General features: G+C 46.4%; 10 protein-coding genes. 4 read left to right on the forward strand and 6 right to left on the reverse strand.

From position 1 onward, the window contains the following. Positions 1-58 precede the first annotated feature (58 nt). Complete coding sequence (locus MIC7113_RS39205; protein ID WP_071884093.1) at positions 59-286, forward strand: hypothetical protein; 228 nt, start codon at positions 59-61, stop codon at positions 284-286. Here the strand turns inward: MIC7113_RS39205 and MIC7113_RS09220 are convergent. Continuing rightward, positions 283-2,358, reverse strand: a complete 2,076-nt coding sequence (locus MIC7113_RS09220; protein ID WP_015181902.1) for a BamA/TamA family outer membrane protein — start codon at positions 2,356-2,358, stop codon at positions 283-285. The two genes, MIC7113_RS39205 and MIC7113_RS09220, sit on opposite strands and share 4 nt — an antisense overlap. Positions 2,359-3,010: 652 nt before the next feature. Between MIC7113_RS09220 and MIC7113_RS09225 the strand changes: the two genes are divergently transcribed. The 3 genes from MIC7113_RS09225 (at position 3,011) to MIC7113_RS09235 (ending at position 11,747) form a co-directional block, all read left to right on the forward strand. After that, the gene (locus MIC7113_RS09225; RefSeq protein ID WP_041779969.1) at positions 3,011-4,318 is read left to right on the forward strand and encodes a lipid-A-disaccharide synthase-related protein; all 1,308 of its coding nucleotides are present in this window, start codon (positions 3,011-3,013) and stop codon (positions 4,316-4,318) included. Between the two features lie 406 nt (positions 4,319-4,724). Then, positions 4,725-10,205, forward strand: coding sequence for a trifunctional serine/threonine-protein kinase/ATP-binding protein/sensor histidine kinase (locus tag MIC7113_RS09230; RefSeq protein ID WP_015181904.1), 5,481 nt, complete (start codon positions 4,725-4,727; stop codon positions 10,203-10,205). A 42-nt stretch (positions 10,206-10,247) separates the two neighbouring features. Then, positions 10,248-11,747, forward strand: a complete 1,500-nt coding sequence (locus tag MIC7113_RS09235) for an adenylate/guanylate cyclase domain-containing protein (protein ID WP_226883610.1) — start codon at positions 10,248-10,250, stop codon at positions 11,745-11,747. Between the two features lie 165 nt (positions 11,748-11,912). Here the strand turns inward: MIC7113_RS09235 and ureG are convergent, their stop codons facing one another. The 5 genes from ureG to MIC7113_RS09260 all read right to left on the reverse strand — a co-directional run bounded on the left by ureG (position 11,913) and on the right by MIC7113_RS09260 (position 23,612). Then, positions 11,913-12,509, reverse strand: coding sequence for an urease accessory protein UreG (ureG, locus tag MIC7113_RS09240; protein ID WP_015181906.1), 597 nt, complete (start codon positions 12,507-12,509; stop codon positions 11,913-11,915). Between the two features lie 71 nt (positions 12,510-12,580). Next, complete coding sequence (locus MIC7113_RS09245) at positions 12,581-13,027, reverse strand: chemotaxis protein CheW (protein ID WP_015181907.1); 447 nt, start codon at positions 13,025-13,027, stop codon at positions 12,581-12,583. Positions 13,028-13,276: 249 nt separating this feature from the next. Further along, positions 13,277-16,690 carry a hybrid sensor histidine kinase/response regulator gene (locus tag MIC7113_RS09250; RefSeq protein WP_015181908.1) on the reverse strand — a complete coding sequence of 1,138 codons (3,414 nt, stop codon included), beginning with the start codon at positions 16,688-16,690 and terminating at the stop codon, positions 13,277-13,279. A gap of 137 nt (positions 16,691-16,827) precedes the next feature. Continuing rightward, entirely contained in the window at positions 16,828-23,103 is a 6,276-nt protein-coding gene (locus MIC7113_RS09255) for a GAF domain-containing protein (RefSeq protein ID WP_015181909.1), read from the reverse strand. Next, entirely contained in the window at positions 23,073-23,612 is a 540-nt protein-coding gene (locus MIC7113_RS09260) for a chemotaxis protein CheW (protein ID WP_041779970.1), read from the reverse strand. Before MIC7113_RS09260 ends, MIC7113_RS09255 begins: the two co-directional genes overlap by 31 nt. Positions 23,613-23,629 lie beyond the last annotated feature (17 nt).

Genomic DNA, 23,629 nt, shown 5'->3' on the forward strand with positions numbered 1-23,629 from the left:
GCATCAATTGCATAACTAAAGGCGATAAGTACTATAGGTAGGTCGCCAAAATTGACATTTGCAAACTCTGACGGAAGCTTCCGATCTTTATAGTTTAGGGGCAACATTGATTTGCTTGCTGACAGGAACGCGATCGCAAGATATCGGGAATTTAATTGATCCCAATTATTGCTTTAATGTTAAAAAATTACTTCCCCAAAGGGGGAATTTGTCAATCCCCCCTTCCTTACTCTCCGCCGGACAACGTCCGGCTACACCATCACACCACACTCCACCCAGTTCTTAGAAGCGCTGACCCAAGCCAAACTGAACTCGGCTATCACCTTTATCTGTAAAGGCGTAGTCGGCGCGAATAATACCTACAGGGGAGTTGACTCGCACACCAGCACCATAACCAAAGCCTGTTCCCGGCTTCCCGCGCACAACTCCTGGCTCACCGAGTACACTGCTACCAGAACCCAAGTCAGAACCAAAGTCAGCAAACAAGACGGCACCAACTGGGTTGAAAACGGGGATGCGATACTCCGCCGATGCCAACACAAAGCTACGACCACTGGCTAAGTCACCTGTACCATAACCCCGCACGGAATTGATACCCCCTAGGTTGTAGGCCATGTAAGGAGGCAAATCACCAATGGTGGTTCCACCTTGGACGTTAAAAGCTAACACTTGCGGGTCTTTCGTACCCAATATATTAACGGGCGTGTATTGGGAATAATTAGCCTGAACTCGGTTCATCAAGATATTCCCATTCCCCACCGGGATTGACTGTTGCGTCGTCAAGCTGAGGAGGGAACCTTGAGTAGGATTATAGGGATTGTTGCGCTCATCTCTAGTCACTCCCGCCGTAACCGCTAGCAAGTCATCAACGCCAGTCCCGCTGAAGGAAACCGGATTACCGAAGGAATCTGTTGAGATAATATTGCCATTGCGATCGCGAATGCTGGTGCGGGTATAGTTCAAACCTAACGAACCATCCCACTCTCCCACAGGCTTATTCAACGAGATGCCACCGCCAATCTGTCCTTCGCGGGGTTGCTCATAATTCCCGGCTTCATTGGTTTGATTTTGGAAATCATCATCGAACGTCTGGGATATGCCACGACGCCTAAAGCCATTGACGCTATATCCCGGCATATCAGGGTTGCTTGCCCGGTAAGGGCTAGTGAAATTGCCGTCAAACTGGAAGTCTTTAGCCCCAATCTGGGCATTCAGCCCTAACTGTTTATTGACGCCGCCAAAATTTTGATCTCTGTAGTTAATCGTACCGAACAACCCGGAGCTAGGACTGTAGCCACCACCCACATTCACGCCACGGGCCGATCGTTCGATCAGATCGTAAGTCACATCGACTTGTCTAGCATCGCCGTTGAGGGAGACGTTGGCGTTATCAAAAAGTCCTAATTTGTACAGTTGCTGCAAGTCCTGCCGCGCTACATCCACACGGAAGACTTCACCGGACTTGAGTTTTAACTCACGCTTGAGGAAATCTTCCTTAGTACGTCCCTGAGTGGGCTTACCGTCTTTATCTAAGAAACGGAAGTTAATATCGCCCACCATCCCTTCCGCCACATCAACCGCCAGAACCCCGCTGCGGTTGGGTTGGATGGCGGCAACTTGTGCCAAGACATAACCGTTGTCTTTATACCATTGACTTAACTGTTCAAAGCCTTGGCGTAGGGCGGTGGGGCTAACTTGTTGTCCGAGTTGAGATTGGAAAATCGTGTTGGCAACGTCTGAGGTGAGAACCTGGTTACCGGAGAGTTGAAGCGATCGCACCACAACCGGTTCTACCTGAAAGACGACATTCCACCCATCTCGGTTAACGGTTTTGCTCACACGGGCGTTGGCAAAGTAACCTGTATTGAGAATTGCCGCAATATCTTTGTCCAACTGGCTTTGATTGGTTGAACCGCCAGCACGAGTGCCAATGGTGCTCAAAACCAATTGCTGTAATTCTTCTGTCGCCCCCTTAACCTCAACATCGGTAGCAGTGACAGCGAGATCGTTGCGATTGGTGGACTGGGCGACGGAGTTAGTCGGCTTTGCCGATGTCTGCGGGGTGGCACTAACCGATGTTTTCGCTGGCTGAGGAGAGGCTGATACCGTGGGAACCGCCACCGTTTTACCAGTAGTGGCTGAGTTCGATTGGGAAAATACTGGTGTTACAGACGCTTCCGGTGAAGCAATTGCCGCCGATGACTGGGATGCTGGGGACGCCACAACCGGAACCACATAGTTACTCGCCGTCGGTTTCGGAGTTGAATTTGCCGGGTTGGGATTGGCGATCGCTTGGTTGGTTAACTCCCCAGCCGCGAGGAGCGCTAATGTAGAAAGTAAAACGATTCTGTTTAGCATAAAATTAGCCTCATCGCTAGTCAGCTTTGTTACAATTTTCTTTGCTTTTGATTAACCAGACCGTTGCGGGAATTGACAAGTTCCAAGGGTTGTGCCACAACTGCATCTGCCACACTCAGCAACGCGGACTGAAAATTTTGGATAAGGGATGATTGAGGAGTTCAATCCCATCCGGTGCGCTTGTCGAGTGAGCAATACTAGGACGACAGATCGCACTTCCTCAAGCTATGTGAGATGCATTTTGCTATTTGTCCCCGATTTTCCACAAAAGCCTTGAAAACTATTCACAGAGGCTAGGTTCTCTACTCTCTTCACCTAACCCTTAATGCAGTGTGACCGAAATAACTGACCCGCTCAACTCACTCTCTCAAATCATTTCCATTGGCATCAAAATGATTCAAAAACCTCGGCGTACCTCAGCGTCTCCCTCAGCGTTCTCTGCGTTAAAAAAATATAATCCCGGATTCGATATCACTCTCTGAGACCCTTTCCTTTTGAGTTTTTGATGAGTATAATTACTTAACCCCTTGGCAAAGACAGACATTGATTTATTTCTAGCGATCCTGCACAATGCAGATTTCTACAGTGGTGCAAATCCACTGCGGGTGAGGAGCCATTTTTTGTTGATACAAGGACTAACCAGATACTAATGATGCGTCTGCTCTGCCTCAGCAATGGTCATGGCGAGGATATGATTGCCGTCCGAATTTTGCAAGAATTGCAGAAACACCCCAATGCTCCAGAACTAGCTGCCTTGCCATTAGTGGGTGAAGGACGTGCTTATAGCCAACTCGGTATCCCAATTGTCGGAACCGTACAGACGATGCCTTCCGGAGGTTTCATTTATATGGAAGGGCGTCAACTCATGCGAGATTTGCGGGGTGGTTTACTGCAACTGACTTGGTCACAGTTTAAAGCGGTTCGTCGTTGGAGTAAAAAGGGCGGTGTTATTTTGGCGGTGGGGGATATTGTTCCCCTATTGTTTGCTGGGTTAAGTGGCGCACCTTATACGTTTGTCGGTACGGCTAAATCTGAGTATTATGTGCGGGATGAAGCGGGAGAGTTGCCGAATCGCTCATGGGGGGAAACTTGGTCAGGTTCGGTTTATTATCCTTGGGAACGCTGGTTAATGAGTCGTCGGCGGTGCAAGGCGGTGTTTCCCAGAGATAAGTTGACAACGGAAACCTTACAAAAATGGTCTATCCCGGCGTTTGATTTAGGGAATCCAATGATGGATGGGATTGCCCCAGAGCATCCTGCACCCGTATTTTATGAAACGAATGCTGAACTCAAAGAAATGCAGCGATCGCTCATTGTGACGCTTCTACCCGGTTCTAGAGTCCCGGAAGCGTATAACAATTGGCAGAAAATTGTCCAAGCCAGCGATGGATTTTTGGATACCTTCACCGAGAGAACCCTGTTGTTTCTCGGTGCCATTGCTCCGGCTTTAAGCCTCGACGTTTTGCGAGAAACTCTGCAAGGATATGGGTGGTGTGAACAATCGTTGACAGCGATGTCATTGAACCTTCACTTCGAGGACGAAAATGCGAGCGCGTTTACGAAAAAGAATGCCACGTTGATCTTGACTCAAAATGACTATAATCTCTGCTTGCTCAAAGGCGACTGCGCCATTGCCATGGCAGGGACAGCGACGGAGCAGTTTGTCGGATTGGGGAAACCTGCGATCGCCATACCAGGGATTGGGCCGCAATATAACCCTATCTTTGCCGAAGCTCAAACTCGCTTGTTAGGGCCATCTCTGATTTTAGTTGAACAACCAGGGAAAGTTGCGAGTACGGTACAGCAGTTGTTACGTGACCCCGATTGGTTACAGTTAATTGCAGATAATGGTTCTCAACGCATGGGACAACCGGGTGCAGCCAAGCGTATTGCTGAATGTTTGATGGAGCGATTTGAGGGATTTAAAGCGACTGACCCATTAGATAAAAGTCCTGAATAATTCATGAATCGTTAAATCCCGACTGATCAGAGCAGTCGGGAAGATGAATTAGTAGAGACGTATTACACGTAGTATTTAGTATTACCAATAAATCTTGAGAAACTACCTCTTTGAGAAGAGTAGAAAAGATTAAGGTTGTATAATTCAAAACGAATAGTTGAGCTAAATGTTAGCAATGCTAGCCATACTTTGCAGGGTGCTAGCGAAAGTCAATAGGGAGTACATCAAGGCTTTGCGCTCCAGACTTATTGCAAAAATACACAATATAGCCTCAAGTCTAAGGATATACAAACCTAGCCTACCTGTAAGGGTTTAAAGAAAGTCCGTACAGACTGTTTTGTTTATATAGCGACCTAAGGCCGAGGCTGAAGCTTCTGACAAAACAAATCTCAATCTGACTTAAGTGATGATTACTCTTCCTGGATACCAAATTTTTACCAAAATCTACGAAAATACTAATTCAAAAGTTTATCAAGGCATTCGAGAACGGGATAAAAAAGCAGTAATTCTCAAAGTACTCAAAGAAGACTATCCCACACCTTCGGAACTCACTCGTTATAAGCAGGAATATGAAATTACCCGTCATCTAAATCTAGAGGGTGTGGTTAAAGCTTATGGGTTAGAAACGTATCAGAGAACTTTAGTCATTATCTTAGAAGATTTTGGCGCGTTATCTTTAAAGCAATGGATGAATGGACAGAGGGCGGTAGGAAAAGGAACACTGCCCTTACAGGAATTTCTCAACATTGCTACTCAGATAGCTGAGATTTTGGCGGCTATTCACAGCCGCAATATTATTCATAAAGATATTAATCCAGGCAATATTGTCTATAACCCAGAAACCGGACAAGTCAAAATTATTGATTTTGGTATTTCCACCCAATTAACTCGCGAAAATCCGACGCTGAGAAATCCCAATGTTTTAGAAGGTACCTTAGCCTATATGTCACCGGAGCAAACGGGACGGATGAACCGTTCCTTGGATTATCGCACAGATTTTTACTCCCTCGGTGTCACTTTCTACGAACTGCTTACAGGAAAGCTACCCTTTGCAACCAAAGATGCACTGGAATTGGTGCATTGTCATATTGCTAAAGTGCCGATATCGCCTCATGAAGTTAATTCAGAGATTCCTTTAGCGGTTTCAAATATTGTGATGAAACTGATGGCAAAAACGGCTGAGGAACGCTATCAAAGTGCGTTCGGAATTCAAGTTGATTTGGAATTATGTTTAACTCAGTTAGAGTCTGATGGAGAAATATCAGAATTTTCCCTCGCTAAGAGTGATATTTCAGATAAGTTTCAAATTCCCCAAAAACTCTATGGACGTGAGGCAGAAGTTGAAACTTTACTAGCCGCATTTGAGCGAGTTGCAGGGGGAACAATCACCGATACCCTGAAGGCTGCGCCTACACAAACGAAGCCTGCGGGTGGAGGAGGAATCGAAATGATGCTCATTGCTGGTTACTGTGGTATCGGGAAATCAGCGTTGGTAGCCGAAGTTCATAAACCTATTACAGAAAAAAAAGGCTATTTCATTTCTGGAAAATTTGACCAATTTCAGCGCAATATTCCCTACTCAGCTATTGTCAGTGCTTTTGAAGAATTAATGCAACAACTGTTAACTGAAACTGAAGCCGAACTAAACCATTGGCGAGAAAAAATGTTAATTGCTGTTGGTTCTAATGGGCAGATTATTATTGATATAATTCCGGAAGTGGAACTCATTATTGGCAAACAGCAAGCGGTACCGGAGTTGGGAGCTACTGAGTCGCAGAATCGTTTTAATCTTGTCTTTGGTAACTTCATCCGGGCATTTTGTACAAAAGAACATCCCTTGGTGATCTTTCTAGATGATTTGCAATGGGCAGATTCTGCTACTCTCAAGTTAATCGAACTGATGATGATGGATGCTGATAGTCAGTATTTATTTTTAATTGGGGCGTATCGAAATAATGAAGTGAATCCTGCTCATCCCTTAATGATGACTCTTGAGGAACTGCAAAAAGCAGGAGTCAATCTTAATTTTATTACCTTAAATCCTTTAGGATTAGAGCCAATTAGCCAACTGATTGCTGAGACATTGCACCATGATATTGCTTCAGTAAAACCCTTGGCTGAACTGGTGGTTAAAAAAACTGAAGGTAATCCTTTTTTTGTTAATGAATTTCTCAAAACCCTATATACTGAAAATTTACTAACGTTTAATCCCCCTCAATCATTCCTAACTCCCCCAATCCCCCTGATTCAGAGACAAGTACAAGAAGAATCACTCAATTGCCTTCCTTTTCCAGGGGGGAGTAAGGGGGGGTTCTGGGAGTGGAATATTGCACAAATTGAAGCCCAAGACATCACGGATAATGTAGTGGAGTTGATGATTGGCAAAGTTAAGAAACTGCCAGAATTCACTCAGCAGATTTTACAACTTGCAGCTTGTGTGGGTGCTGATTTTGACTTAAACACTCTTTCGATTATTACTGAACAATCACAAATTAAAATTTACTCTCAACTAACTCCGGCAGTTCAGTCGGGGTTAGTTATACCCACGTCTGAGTTCAATGATAATCTGTTAATTCAACCTTATAAATTTCTGCATGATCGAGTACAACAAGCTGCTTATACCTTGATTGATGAGACTCAAAGACAATCGATTCATTTACAAATTGGTCGATTTTTGTTGCAGAATACTTCACCACAGAAGTTGTCAGAAGAAATATTTAAAATCATCGATCATATCAATGTTGGAATTGAATTATTAACCCAACAAAAAGAACGATACGAAATGGCTAAGCTAAATTTAATAGCAGGTCAGAAAGCCAAGGCAGCAACCGCTTATGGGGCAGCATTGGAGTATTTAAATATGGCGTTAAAACTCCTAAGTTCAAGGAGTTGGCAAAATAACTATAACCTAACCTTAACTATACATGAAGAAGCCGTAGAAGCAGCTTACCTCAACGGTAATTTTTTCGTAATGGATCAATTGGCAGGGGTAGTATTAAACAAGGCCAAAACAGTGTTGGAAAAAGTGAAAGTATATGATGTAAAAATTCAAGCGGCTGGAGCACAGGGCAACTTTAAAGCAGCGATTGAGATTGGACTACAAGTGCTGAAGTTGTTAGGGGTGATATTACCCGAAGAGCCAAGTCAATTGGATATTCAAAAAGGATTTCAGGAAAACTTTTCACTTTATGATGGTCAAAAAATAGAAGAACTCATTAACCTGACGGACATGACTAAACCAGAACCGCAGGCCGCTATCCATATCCTATCTAGTATCAGTGCTGCCGCCTATATCGCTAATCCTGAACTTATGCTGTTGATTGTTTTATCAATGGTTAATTTATCTATTAAATATGGTCATACTACTTGGTCAGCCTTTAGTTATGCTTGTCAGGGATTAATTTTGTGTGGAGTGGCTCAAGACATTGAGTTGGGCTATAAATTTGGAAAATTGGGTTTAACTTTAGTGGAACAGTTAAATCCAAAAAGAGGGAAGGCTAGGGCATTAGAAGTATTGGGTGCTCATGTCATGCACTGGAAAGAACATTTCCGGACAACATTACCAATTCTCAGAGAAGGCTATCGAAGTGGTATCGAAACCGGAGAATTTGAATTTGCTGGTTATTGTGCATTTTTTGTCTGTGATCATTCATATTTTATCGGTCATGAACTTACAGATTTAGAACAAAAAATGGCAACTTATGGTAGCGCCATAAGTCAAATTAGACGGGAAAACCCTTTGAATTGGGTTGCTATGTTTCGTCAAGGAGTCCTTAACTTACTGGGCCGAGCTGAACATACCAGTCGTTTAATCGGTGATGCCTACAATGAGGAGCAATGGCTGCCCCTTGCTCTTCAAACTAATGACCGATTAGGAATTCACTTACTTTATTTAAATAAACTTATCTTAGGTTATCTGTTTGGCGAGGAACATCAAGCCCTAGAAAATGCTATTCAAGCAGAACAATATTTAGATGGGGTGACAGCCATGGTTGTTGTCCCTATATTTTATTTTTATGATTCCTTGGTGCATTTAAACAGGTTTGCTAAAGCTTCAACATTTGAACAAGAGGTTATCCTAAATCAGATTAATACGAATCAAAAAAAGATGGAGCAATGGGCAAATCATGCCCCCATGAACCACATGCACAAATTTTATTTAGTTGAAGCAGAAAAAGCGCGTGTATTAGGTCAAATTCTTGAAGCTGAAGAACTTTATGAACAAGCGATTGCCGGCGCAAGGGAAAACGAATATATCCAAGAAGAAGCATTAGCTTATGAGTTAGCCGCCAAGTTTTATCTAGCTCGTGGCAGGCTGAAGATTGCCCAACTTTATATGAAAGAGGCACACTACGCCTACACCCGGTGGGGAGCCACAGCTAAAATTAGGGATTTAGAAGCAAAATACCCACAGTTATTGCCCTTATCCTCGGCTACCCAAAGTCTGACTTCCACCCGCACGACAACGAGCAATTCCACAACTAGCAGTAACTCGGCATCATCCTTAGACTTGGCCACTTTGATGAAAGCCTCCCAGGCAATTTCTGGCGAAATTGTTCTGGATAAATTATTGGCTTCCTTGATGAAAATTCTCATCGAAAATGCTGGGGCACAATCGGGTTTTCTGATTTTGCCGTCTACTTCAGAAAATGGTCATGAAAACTGGGTTATTCAAGCCTCAGGTTCAGTCGATGAAGAGCAGAAAACAATACTGCAATCGATTGGTATAGACTCTGTAGAAGTATCTACCCAAATGCCCCTGTTGTCCGCTGCGATTGTTCACTATGTCATCCGCACGAAAGAAAATCTCGTCTTAAACGATGCTGTCCATGCCGGAAAATTTACCCAGGATGCTTACATTCTCACGAAAAAACCCAAATCGATTCTCTGCATTCCACTGCTTGATCGGACTAAACTTAGTGGTATCCTCTATCTAGAAAATAATCTCACCACCGATGCGTTTACAGAAGACCGCGTTGAACTCCTGAAACTCTTATCGGCTCAAGTCGCCATTTCCATCGAAAATGCCCAACTTTACACCAACTTACAGCATTTCAACGAGAATTTAGAGCAATTAGTCCAGCAGCGCACCGTACAACTCTCCCAAGCCCTAAACGACCTGAAAGCCACGCAAACAAAACTCGTAGAATCTGAGAAAATGGCATCCCTCGGCGGGTTGGTGGCTGGTGTCGCCCATGAAATCAATACCCCCATTGGTATTAGCATTACCGCCGCTTCTCTGTTAGCCGACAAAGTCACAGAGTTTTTTGGCACCTATAAAAGCGGACAGATGAAACGTTCGCAACTCGAAAAGTTTCTCGATACCGCCATGCAGAGCAGTAGTATGGTCTTAAGCAACCTTCACCGTGCTGCTGATTTAATTCAGAGTTTCAAACAGGTAGCGGTCGATCAGTGTACGGAAGAACAACGCACATTTAATCTTAAACAGTATCTATCTGAGGTATTAATTTCACTCAGACCCAAACTGAGCACCACTCATCATCAGGTGGAAATCGAAGGGGATGAAGCGATCGCACTCAACACTTATCCAGGTGCATTCTCTCAAATTATCACCAATCTAGTGATGAACTCCCTCACCCATGCCTACTCCCCCGAAGACGCTGGACATCTAGTTTTTGAATTTAAGCAACAGGGTGAACAGATTATCTTGACATACTCCGATGATGGCAAAGGCATTCCCAAGGAGAACTTAAGCAAAATCTTTGATCCATTTTTTACCACAAAACGAGGACAGGGAGGAAGCGGATTGGGATTGCATATTGTCTATAACTTAGTTACTCAAAAACTCAATGGTACCATTGAAGGAGAGAGTCAAGTGGGTGTAGGAACGACGTTTATTATTAAGCTGCCTATGGAAAGAAAGTAGAGAGTAGGGATATCCCAATTTACATTTTTTAATAAAAAATAAATGACCATGTTAGAAGAGACTACAAATCAGACCTTTAATGAAAATGACGATGAAATAGTCTTTGCCGATGAAGACGATGATGAAATAGTCTTTGCCGACGAAGACGATGATGAATTAATTTGTGCAAATTCTGAAGACAAACAAATACTTTTTACCAACGCCAACGAGTTATCTCTATCTACAGGAGACAGTTGGAAAATTCTTATAGTGGACGATGAAGCCGAAATTCATCATATTACTAAATTAGTACTTAGTGAATTTATATTTGACGGCATTCCCCTGAGATTCATTAGTGCTTATTCGGGGGAAGAAGCCAAAACATTAATCGAAACACATCCAGATACGGCTCTGATTTTGCTCGATGTAGTCATGGAAAGCGATGATGCCGGATTGGAGGTGGTGAAATATATTCGGGACGTTCTGGGTAATTCATTAGTGCGAATTATATTACGCACAGGTCAACCAGGCCAAGCTCCGGAAGATGTGGTAATTATTCACTACGATATTAATGACTATAAAACAAAAACTGAACTAACAACTCGCAAATTATTTACTACAATTGTGACGGCATTGAGAGCTTTTCGCGCCCTCAATAGGCTCGAAGAAAGTCGAAGACAACTGGCAAAAATTGCCCAAGCTTCAGCACGATTTGTACCCCGTCAATTTTTGCATTTTCTCAAAAAAAATAGTATTGTTGACGCCAAACTAGGGGATTCCGTACAAGCTACGATGTCCATTTTGTTTGCCGACATTCGCTCTTTTACCACTTTGTCGGAAACGATGTCTCCCCGCGAAAATTTTGATTTCCTCAATTCCTACTTACACCAAGTTTGTCCCATTATCCGCCAGCACAACGGCTTTATTGATAAGTATATTGGCGATGCCATCATGGCGTTGTTTCCTGAAACCGTCGATGATGCCCTGATGGCTGCAATTGAAATGCAAAAACAGGTGGCAATTTATAATGAATCTCTTCAAAATAGAGGTTGCCTACCCATCAGTATCGGCATTGGCATTCATAGTGGCAGCATGATGCTGGGTATTATTGGGGAGGAAGAGCGACTATCAAGTACGGTAATTGCCGATGCCGTGAATCTAGCCAGTCGCTTGGAACAGTTAACCAAACTCTACGGAGCAGGTATCATTGTTAGTGGTGAAGCTCTCTCTAAACTTGATGATCCCCAAACCTATACCTGCCGATTTCTTGACCGAGTTCAGGTGAGAGGGAAGCAGTCTTTTGTAGCAGTCTTTGAAATTTACGACGGTGACTCTCCGTTGATTCAAGAGTTCAAAACCCAAACCAAGCGTGATTTTGAACAAGGGGTTTGGCTTTATTTTCAGGAAAAATTTACTCAATCCCAGCTATACTTTGAACGAGTTTTGCAAGTTAATGACCAAGATTTAGCCGCTCGTCTTTATCTAGAACGGATCAAAGTATCCCAACAAGCTGGAATCGCTCTAAAGTGTGAAGAATTTGACGTTTTTCATAAGAAACGATGAATTTGATGCTGATGAATCAGCTTGCCATTACCCTGAGTTGAATATACGTTTCGATTTGGAAAAAATGTTCGTGTAACAAAACCCATTGCCCTGAGGAAGAGCATCCGGCACCAATATTTTATGAAACAGTCCCCAACTGTCAAGGATTATTTCTACCTCGGTAAACTAGCCTATATGCAACTTAATAAAATCAATCACGGCTGGGAGTCCTTCTTGAGTCTTCAAATTGGTAAAAACAAAGGGTTTGTTGCCGCGCATCTTTTTGGCATCGCGTTCCATGACACCCAAGTCTGCACCCACCATCGGAGCCAAATCAATTTTATTAATTACAAGTAAGTCTGATTTGGTAATTCCTGGGCCACCTTTACGGGGAATTTTATCTCCCGCTGCAACATCAATCACGTAGAGGGTTAAATCCACCAATTCTGGACTGAACGTCGCCGCTAAGTTATCGCCGCCACTTTCTAAGAACACCAAGTCTAGATTCGTGAAGCGTTGTTCTAGTTGTTCAATGGCGGCTAGATTCATGGAGGCATCCTCACGGATGGCAGTATGGGGACAACCGCCGGTTTCAACACCAAGGATGCGATCGCGCTCTAATGCCTGACTTCGCACCAAAAACTGAGCATCTTCTTGAGTATAGATATCATTGGTGACCACGGCGATTTGATTGGATGTCCGCAGCGCCTTACACAGCACATCGAGTAGAGCCGTTTTCCCCGAACCCACAGGGCCAGCAATGCCGACGCGAAAAGCACTCATAGTGATTTTAGATTGTAGATTTTAGATTAACACTATCAGTTTCTCTCCTTACCTAGGGTAGTTTACAAGCACTATTCTCCAGCGTGTTTCAAATCCAGCAAAAAAATTGTGGTTGTGGCTTGTTTTTGGGATATAACGGCGGCATGGCTAATCAGCTTTCTGACACCCGATTGACGCTCAGACTGAGGAACACTCCGCAGACTGTCTCTGGGTAATTCCATCAAATTGGGGGGTTCATCGACCGAAATTCCCAACAGTTCTCCCTGAGGACTACGAGTAATCACTAAAAAAGGTTGGTTTCCAGATGACGGCAATGGCTGCTTTGGGCTTAATTGGTGATACAAATCCAAAACCCTAATGGTATGGCGACCTAGCTGAATTAAACCCATTGCTCTAAGTCCGCCACTATTGATAGAAGGAGAATTGATAACCTTCAGCACATTGTTCATCGGCAGCGCTAAGAGACAATCCGCAATTCTAAAAACAATAAATTTGTCGCTGGTTGGATCGTTTTGCATCTTTGTTCTAAGTTGTTTTTTGAGGTTTCAGAAATTATTGGCTATCTCCTCAAAGACTTGTCAATGAGAAATCAAGGATGAAGGGGGAGCTGGGGAGACTATAGAGGTAAACTCTGCTCACCCTTCTTGAATTTTGCCTATTTGGGATGCTCCCAATACACACTTCACCGCCAAGAGAATCAAGAGATAAAAAAGTGATGGATGGGGATTTTTATTAATTCATCCCACTTAATCCTTCACATTTGGAATTCAGCTTTGTTTCTCCATGACACTGTTCACCGTCTCTAACAACTGGTGTTCTAGAAAAGGCTTAGTAATATAGCCTGTTGCTCCCAATTCCGTAGCAATTAAACGGTGCTTTTCACCACTGCGAGAAGTCAAAATGACGACAGGAATTGTGCCCAAAGCAGAGTCTTGCTGACGGTGTTTGAGAAACTCAAACCCATTCATGCGAGGCATCTCAATATCGCAAATCACTAACTCAACATCGGTGTGAACCCGAAGTTGTTCGATCGCTTCGTAACCATCCTTGGCTTGCAGCACTGGATAGCCAGCCTTTTGTAAGGTTAAGCTCAACGTTTGGCGTAGGGTAATGGAGTCATCTACCAGGAGAACCATTTTGTTTTGTTTGGTTCTGACTTCAGCCGGGGGGGGTGGGGGTAAGGCTGCACGATGCTGGGGTGGTAAGAGCCGCTGTTGCGGACTTCCGGACAGAAGATGAGCCGTCGAAGTGGCAAAATGTTCTTCAGTACCTCTACCGGTTTGTTGCTCCAATACATACTGGCTCAAAGCCGCTGCATCAAGCACCAGCGTTAACCGACCATCTGCGAGAACACTGCCGCCATAGACATAACTGGGTGGCACCATCATACCTCCCAAGGGACGGATGACTAACTCTTGTTCCCCAATGAGCTGGTCTACTTCCAATCCTATCAGCGTATCTTCCCCGACGGGATAGCCTTGCTTTACGCAGCGCAGGAGAATCACCGGTCGTGTTTGTTCCTGATGTAAAAAGGAAGGTTTTGGCTGAAAATTCAAGGGGGATGGAGATGAAAAATAATCCAGAACGTTCGCCAATGAGTGTACCGGAATCAGTCGCTCAGACGTTGGTGCGTTAGCTGATAATTTTTCTAACTCTGAAACAGCAGCTTTACTAAAGCCATCAATTCCTTGATTCCAGCGCAGAACTTTGCCCCCTTCCCAAGCTCGAATCTGATTGGCTTGAGGAATCAAAATAGAAACAATCGCATCTGTGAACAAGGCATAGATGTGGTTGCCAGATTGACAAATCAGCAACTTGGCAATAGTCAGGTTCAACGGAATTTGCAGGGTAAAAGTTGTCCCCTTTGCCGCCTCCGATTCAACCCCAACTGAACCCTGGAGGGAATCCAACTGGGCACGCACGACATCCAACCCTACACCTCTGCCGGAAAGGTCGTTGACCTCAGAAGCCGTAGAAAATCCAGGCTCAAAGAGTAAATCCGTGAGCTGAGCCTCATTCAGCGCACTCACCCGTTCCGGTGAGAACTGCTGTTCTACAGCTCGTTGACGAATCTTATCAAAATCCAACCCTTGACCATCATCCCGGACTTCAATCACCAAATGTCTGCCTCGATGAGAAGCACTGATGGAAATCTGACCTTTTTGAGGCTTGCCCCGTTTTTGCCGAATGCTGGAGGACTCAATCCCGTGGTCAAACGCATTGCGAACCAGATGCAGCAAGGGGTCATAAAGCTTCTGAGCCACCAGTTTATCGACCAAGACTTCCGTCCCCTGAAGTTCAAGTTCGACTCGCTTGTTGTGAGAAACTTCCAATTGTCGTAAGACACGAGGAAAGCGACCAAAGATTTCTGCCAAAGGCAACATCCGCGCTTCCATCAGAGCATCACGAGTACCGGATAACAGCCGACGTTGTTTTTCCAGAGTCTGCTGAGACTGCTTCGTGAATAAGTCAATCGCCTCAGTGGCTTCTCCTAATTGCACAGCATCTTCCAGAATCGATTGCACCAGGAGTTGGACTTCCGTATAGCGGTCTAATTCCAGGGAATCGAAACGGTGTTCGGGGTTAGGTAAGGTTAGGGTAACAGGACGAACGCTCGTCCAAGCCGCTGTTCCAGCAACGCCAAGCGCTCCCCCTTCAACGCTCAATCGCTCACGCTGTAACCGTTGCCCCATCTGCCGTTGTTCTACATCAATAAATTGACGATCAGACCAATCCTGTAATTCATTGAGCTGTTGCTGATGTTGCTGTAGACGAGCGAGGAGAGTGCGAACGGAAGCTTTCAGTTGCTCGTTTTCCAGGGATTGGCGATTTTGGTTGGTGAGTAATTCCCCGATCGCATAATTGAGGTGTTCTAAATGCTCGACATTGACCCGTACTGTGCGAGAAATTGAATTGGGTGGTGTCGCAGAAGTCGAGGGTGAGGAGACACGATGACGAGATGAGGCGGTAACCTCTTCTGCTTGTGGGTGTATTTCCCGTTCTCTGCCTGTGTCTGTTTCCTCGGTTTCCCCCCAGATGGATTCTAAAAGCAAGTTGGGTGATGCTTCCTTTGGAGATTCACCTAAGTTCAACTCTGAATCAGAGGCACTGCGGAAAGAATGTACTTCGGATTGAGAAGTCCACGTTGCAGTCTGGAAAGTATCACTCTCCTGTGCATCCGACACCACTTCGGGTACAGTGTCGCTCAGGCTAAAACTCTCGAATGCAGAGAAGTCTGGGGACTGTAGCTCATTGGATAGAGATGACTCACTATAGACCTCGACTTCTACACCGGAGTAATTAAATAAGTCCGTTCCTGACTCCGTCCAATCACTCGTGAGCACCGAGTCTTCATCCGGTACTTCTAATGACTCAATCTCTATCTCCGTAGAGGGTTGGAGTCCGCTCAGTTGTTGTAGAAGTGCAGAAGGTTGACCCCCTTGGGTGCGATCGCCATTGAGTACCGCTTCTTGTCCGGTTTGGAAATCTGCCAACGCCGTTTGAGCGATCAGCATGACTTGATCGGGATGGTCATCTAAAGCCCGGGCCGTGGCTTCGGCAATCGCGCCAAATCCAGGTAAATTCAGGGATTCAGCCAGTCCTTGGAACACTTCGCTTTGGGTTCTTAGCGTGGTGGCGACCGCAGCTGGCTCAGCACTAGCAATCACAGCCGAAATCTCCTCTAAGCGTTGATTCACCCCCACTTCAAAAATGGACTGGGTGACATCAAAGCCCAATTCTATGGAGCTAGGAATGTGAGATTCTGCACCAAAACAGTCCCCTAACTTCTCTTGCAGTTGGGCAAAAATAGCAGCCGTGCGATCAAGAATCTCCCCATCATTGATATTCCCGCCCGTCAGTTCAGCATTGAGGGGGAGACGGAGGCACTCATAACCCTCAAACAGTAAGGCTTCAATATCTGGGTCAATCGACAAATCGGGGTTGAAGAGGGCTTTGAAAATGTCCTCCAACGAATGAGCAACTGTTTTGATCGTTTCCAACCCAACACTAGCCGCCGCCCCTTTCAGGGTGTGGGTGGTTCGCATCAGGTTATGAATTTTATTGATGCTGTAGTCTTCTCGGAGAGTGAGCAAATCTTGTTCTAAAACTTGCAAAAGTTCCGGTGCTTCTTGAAGAAAGTATCGGTAACTTTGTTCGCGAATGCTTGGGTCATTAGTCATTTGACGTATGAAGTGTGAAAGCGGTTTGTAGTAATCACAAAGAGTGATTATTACGAGCAGTATGAAAGGGGAATGGGTAATTGTTTGGTGTGCCATTACCCATTACCCATTACCCATTACCCATTACCGATTAACCATTAATTGGCCTTGAACTGGTCAGCGTGGCGCTGAAGGTTTTGAGCCATGGTTAGAAGCTCCTTAAAGGAGGAGGAAATGTCCTTGGAATCCTCCGAGGTTTTGTTTGCGATTGTGGCTACTTCTGTCATGGTTTTAGTAACCGATTGAAACTCTTGAGTCTGTAGCTGCGTGGCGTTGGTGATACCATCTACCAATTGGCTAATTCGACTAGTTGCTTCAATGATCGCATTGAGATTTTGACGGGCATCTGTGACCAGATTTGTACCTTGAGCCACCTGTTGGATACCGGTCTCCATCACCGTAGAAACCTCAGCGGTGCCCTTCTGAATCTCCTGAACCAACTGCTCAATTTCAGTCGCCGCCTCAGCCGACTGACGCGCCAGAGTTCGCACTTCATCAGCAACCACCACAAAACCACGTCCATATTCCCCGGCGCGGGTGGCTTCAATCGAAGCATTGAGAGCCAAGAGTTGGGTTTGAGTGGTGAAGTTACTAATTAGGTTGACCACACGGGAAACCTTCTGGGACGATTCACTCAAGCGCTTGATCCGCTTACTGGTTTCCGCCACCGTCTCCCGGATCGCCAAAATTCCATCCACGGTGCGGTTCATGGCTTCATCCCCAGTCCGGACGATTTGGTTGGCTTGTTGGACAGAGGCTTCCACCTGTTGAGCGCTATTCCCCACCCCTTGGGTAAATTCAACCATCGTCTGGATTTGATCCAGGGCTTGTTCGAGGGCTTGGAATTGTTTTTGCGCTTGCTCCGTGAGACTGGTGAGTGCCACATCACTTTCTTGAGAGGTTTGGGCAACCTTGCGAGAAGAGTCTTGCACCTGTTGGACAATGGCACGCAGGCTTTGCAGGGTGTTGTTGTAGGCATCTGCTACCGTACCCACTTCACTTTCGGTCACCGGAGCTCGAACGGTGAGATTCCCTTCCAAAGCGGGTCGCACGGCAGAGAGTAACTGTAACACCTCATGCTGCAATGCTTCTTTATCCGCTTTTTCCCGTTGCGCCGCTTCCGCAAGCTGCTGAGACTGGTGCTGGATTTGGTCGAGAGATTCGGCCTGTTGCAGGGCAATACCCAACTGTGTAGCCATTTGTACCAAGAGCTTAACCTCACCTTCCTCCCAGGTTCGGAGTTCACTATTTTGGTAAACCGCTAGTAAGCCCCAGAGCTGATCACCATTAAATAGAGGAGCGATCGCATAAGATTTGACCCCCCACTGCTCCAGTGCCTGCTGCTCAAAGGTCAAACTATTGCTGTCGGTGATGTCGTTGACCACACTTACTTCATTTTTCCGATAAATGCCCCCCTTGGTTTCCTTCAACAGCGAATCGGTCACCTGCGCCCATTCACTGCCTACCAACCTCATGTAGGAGCCGCCGACATCTTCAATTACAAATTCCCCACTCCAATTCGGATGGAAGCGATAGACAGCTACTCGATCCGCTTTGAGCAATAACCGGAGTTCCTGAGCCGTGGCACGCAATAGAGTATTCGGGTTGAGGGTTCCCTGCTGCAAATGCTCAGCAATGCGCTGCCCTGTTTTGTAAAGCAGATTGATGAAGTTGGTTTCTCGCTCAGCCAGCTTGGCATATTTATTGGACTGCTGCTCCAGTTGCTCCAGGTAATTCACCCGTTGCAAAGCTGTGCCCACCCCTTGCCCAATTTGAGTTAGAGCTGTAACTTCGGCATTATTCCATTGACGTGGCCCCGTGTTTTGGTAGGCACCGAGTATACCCCACAGCTTGTCTGCGACAAAAATTGGCGCAAGCACATAAGCTTTGACTTCAAATTGCTCTAAGATTTCCAGGTGACACTCAGAGTGACCAATAGTGTAGATATCATCCACCACAAAGGTTTCACGGTTGCGATATCGACCGCCTTGAGTTTCTTGCAAATAGGTATCAGGCCAGACGGTTTGGATATCTTCCGGTCCCACCAGTTGCACCCAGCCTTTGGCTACCGACTCAGCGACAAACCGACCACTCCAGTCCGGATCGAAGCGATAGACGGCGACGCGATCGCACTTGAGCAATTGCCGAGCTTCTCGGTTCGTAGTGCGATAGATCGAGTCCAAGTCCTGAGATTGACTGAGCCGGGTGAGAATTTTCGCCACCACCTTCTGGGTATCAGCCATTGTCGCGAGCTGGGTGGATTGCTCTTCCACCTTTTTCAGATACTGCACCTGCTCCAGAGCCATCCCACACTGAAGGGCAATTTGCTTGGCAAACTGCATCTCGTCCTTATGCCAATGACGTGGCCCACTACACTGGTGAACACAGAGCAAGCCCAACAATTCGGTTCCTTGCATCAGCGGTACAACCAGATTAGCCCGCACTTGGAATTGAGAAAGGGTGGAAATATAACAATCGGCGAGATTGGCTTTGTAAATATCGGTAACGGCCCAGATCCGACCCTTGCGATAATTTTCCGCGTGCTTCTCGCCAAAGCAGTGGTCTTCTACCTCGATAGACATCGCCGGAGTATAGCCTGCTCCAACATCTTCGGAAACCAGTTCCCCACTATTAAAGCCAGAGTCAGGGTGAAAACGGAACACACCCACCCGGTCAGCTTTCAGGTGTTGGCGTATTTCTGTACAGGTTGTCCGGAAAATTTGCTCTATCTCCAAGGACTGACGAATCTTGGAGACAATTTTGTTGGTGGCTTGCTCCAGCTCTGCGGTTTTGGAGATCTGCCGGGATTGTTCCTCCAACTGCGTTAGGTACTCCGACTGTTGCAGAGCCACTCCGAGTTGGGCGCTAACTTGCATGAGCAACTTGACTTCGCTCTCATCCCAATGCTTGGGACCGGTGTGTTGAAACGCACTGAGCAAACCCCAGAGTTTTTGCCCTTGGAAGAGAGACACGACTAGGCAAGATTTGATGCCAAAGTCGTCCAAAACATCCACATGGCACTGACTCAAGCCGCCGTTGTACACATCATCCACCACAAGCGGTTCGTTGTTGCGGAACCGACCGCCTTGATGTTCTTGAATGTAGGAGTCTTCCCAACCACTACCAACCAGTGTGGGCCATCCTCCAAACTCCGATTCAAAGACAAAGTCACCGAAATAGTCGTCGCGGAACTTGTAGATGGTCACACGATCAACACCCAAGAGGATTCGCATTTCTTGCGCGGCTGTTTTGAATACGGTCTTGATATCCAAAGTTTGACGAATTTTGTCAATCACCCTGGCTAGTGCTCGCTCCCGCTGTGTCTCTTTGGCAAGTTGCTCGTTTTGAGCTTGAACTTGCTTGAGGTAATCCGCCTGCTGGAGAGCCACTCCCAAGTGGCCAGAAACTTGCATCATCAGCTTGACTTCATTCTCTTCCCAATGGCGAGAGCCACTGTTTTGAAACGCACTCAGCAAGCCCCAAAGCTTTGAGCCTTGGAAAATGGCAACCACGAGGCAAGATTTAACGCCAAAGTCCTCTAGGGCTTCTACATGGCAATCGGTTAAGCCGCCGTTGTAGACATCATCGACCACTAACGCTTCGTTGTTGCGGAACCGGCCCCCTTGATGTTCGCTTAAATAGGGGTCTTCCCAACCACTGCCCACCAGTTTCGGCCAACCCCCAGACTCGGATTCCGTAACAAAGTCACCAAAATAGTCCTCGCGGAACTTGTAGATGGTGACTCGCTCCACATTGAGCAGTTTGCGAACTTCCTGGGTGGTTGTTGTGAAAATGGCATCAATGTCTAAACTCTGGCGAATCTTGTCAATTACTTTGGCTAAGGCTTGCTCCCGTTGTGCTTCTTTCGCCTGCCACTCCGTTTGGGCTTTGACTTGTCTGAGGTATTCGGCTTGTTGGAGAGCCACTCCTAAATGGTCAGCAATCTGCATCATCAGCTTGACTTCGCTCTCTTGCCAATGGCGAGTCCCACTGTTTTGAAACGCGGAAAGCAAACCCCAGAGCTTTGAGCCTTGGAAAATGGCAACCACCAGGCAAGATTTGACGCCAAATTCCTCTAAGGCTTCTACATGACACTCGGTTAAGCCGGCATGGTAGACATCATCCACCACTAAGGGTTCGTTGTTGCGGAAGCGACCGCCTCGGTTTTCGTGTAAATAGGGGTCTTCCCAACCACTGCCCACCAGTTTTGGCCAACCCCCAGATTCGGATTCTGTGACAAAGTCACCAAAATAGTTCTCGCGGAATTTGTAGATGGTGACTCGCTCCACGTCGAGGAATTTACGGACTTCTAGGGTAGTCGTCTTGAAAATCGTGTCAATATCGGTGGTTTGGCGAATTTTGTCAATGACACGAGCTGCCGAGCGCTCTTGCTCGGCTATTTTAGAGAGTTGCCCTGTTCGAGTCTGAAGTTTTTCCAAGTATTCTGCCTGCTGTAGCGCGACACCAAACTGTCGGCCAATCAGCGCTAACATACTGATTTCCGCGTCTTCCCAGTGACGCGCTCCAGAGTTCTGGAAGGCCGCGAGCAACCCCCACAGCTTTTCTCCCTCAAAAATAGGCGCGATCAGATAAGCTTTCGCCTCAAATTGCTCCAACAACTCAATGTGACACTGGGTAACACCCGACGTGTAAATGTTATCGACGGCAGTGGTTTCTTCATGGCGATACCGACCGCCCTCCGTCTCTTGCAAATAGGTATCAGCCCAAATTTTTTGGATATTAGGCCCGACCAATGGCACCCAGTCTGGTCCGACTGACTCTGCGATAAACTCACCACTCCAGTCCGGAAGGAAGCGATAGACGGCTACGCGATCGCACTGTAGCTGCTGCCGGATTTCTTTCGTCGCGCTGCTAAAAACAGTGGCAACATCCAAAGAGCGGAGAATGTTTTTTAGGATTTTCGCCGAGACTTTACCGATGGCTTTTTCCAGCTCAATCTTTCTTTGCTTTTGGTTGCGAACTTCTCCGAGCTGAAGGTGAAGCGTTATTTCAGTGACAATCTGATAAAGCAGGTTAATTTCAGCTTCCTGCCAAGGCCTTGAAGTCGAGCATTGCTGAACAACCAGTAAGCCCCACACTCGCTTATCTATAATGATGGGCAAACTCAGGCTGGCTTCAATTTGGTAGCGTTTGAGCAGTTGGATTTGGTAAGGAGTCGTCGTAGATGAGTCGCGAGGACTCAGAGTAACCGCTTGTTGCTGGTAGAACTCTTTCTGATTGTTACCACCAAAGATCAGAGCTGGCAGAAATGCTCCTGAACTAGGGGTATACCCAGTCAACAGCGATTCAGCCATCACGACTCCGTGGGTTTCGCTCTGGAAACGATAAATCAGAACCCGGTCTAATTTTAAATGGTCGCGAACCTCTGTAATCGTAATTTCGAGCAGGGTATTAATCGTGTCAAAAGTTGAAGCTTGGCGCATCCGTTCGGCCAGATTTAATAACCACTGACGTTCGCGCTTTAAGTATTCCTCCATGTCGAGGGAAAGGGGAAGGTTACCCTTGGCTCCGGTAGAAGCCCAATCGCCATTGACATGACTCTGGGAGAGTTTGTGCTGGGGTTCAGGGTTGAGGATATGTTCCGATGGGTCAATTGTGTGCATGGTTAAAGTTTTAGTTGTTTCGAGATCGGGTTGAGTAAATTCGTCGCGAAGATCGGTGTTCTCAGGTAGAGCGGTGTCGAGATGAAAATCGGATGAGGTGTCACCGTCCGATACACTCACCTCAGGAAGACATAAGGGTGCGCTGACGGGGTGAGGCGAGGGCAAAGATGGATCGTCCGCTTCGGAATGGCTGGGAGAGGATTCCTCCTCTTCCGTACTTTCCTCGTCTGGATGTCCTGTTAAATCGGAACAGGACGGGTAGGGCATTCCTGGATCGTCTGGAGTGGTTTCTATGAGCGTGTTTCCCGTTCCGTTATTCGGCTGCCCTCCAGGTAGCAAAAACTGATTCTTAGAAAATGTCGCCATTGAGGTACAGAGTAAGTCACGCACAAGAGCGGTTCTCAATGGCAAAGGCACAGAGAAATTACCATTTGAGGGAACAGGCACGAGTGTCGGACTTTGGCTGAGATACCGTTCTGGATACCAATTAATCGGGGGTAATGCCGGGGGAAGCCGGGATAAGCTTTCTAACTCATGATCAGGAGCTAGTGCAGGTGGAAGCCGGGATAAGCTTTCTAACTCATGATCAGGGGCTAGTGCAGGGGGAAGCCGTGGTAAGCTTTCTAACGGCTTCTCTGGGATGAGTGGTTTTGAGCTAAAACTGCTCCTGAGTTGCCTCAGCCATCGCGCTGTTGAAAGAGAGGCTAAGTGTAAAGTCCTCAGGAAACTCCTCTTTGGTGTACCTTCCATATCGGACTCCTTGTAATGGCTGTGACATCCAAGACAGTGCCGTTGTCTCCAGGCAAAGCCCCTAAGATAAAAGGCAGAAGCCTGGGCGGAAATAAGCCAATGGCTGCTGGCTGAAGTTGCTGCAAGTCGTGTAATTCGATGTCGTTGACTTGCTGTACCACCAAACCCACCGATTGGTTATTGACCTGAACCACCATGGCAACAGGAGAGGCTCCGGATGCCCAGGATACGGGCGGATTGCCGACAAGATGGTTGAGGTCTATTAGCCAGAGCATTTCTCCGCGCCAATTGCAAATTCCCAAAACACAACTGGGCATTTCTGGGACGGGGAGAATTTCCGCCACGTTTAACCTGAGAATTTCTGCAATTTGCTCTAAGGGCAGCAGCGCACTGTCTTGCGAACCCAAGGGAAAGCGAAGCAGCCGCTGGCGAGTTTCTGGAGGTAGTGGCTCTAAGGTTAGAGGGTCAAGACTCGTTGCGGTTGAGCTGGCAAACATGGAGGTGAGCATTTCTAAATCGGGTTGTT

It is taken from the genome of Allocoleopsis franciscana PCC 7113 (assembly GCF_000317515.1).
GTDB classification, from domain to species: Bacteria; Cyanobacteriota; Cyanobacteriia; order Cyanobacteriales; family Coleofasciculaceae; genus Allocoleopsis; species Allocoleopsis franciscana.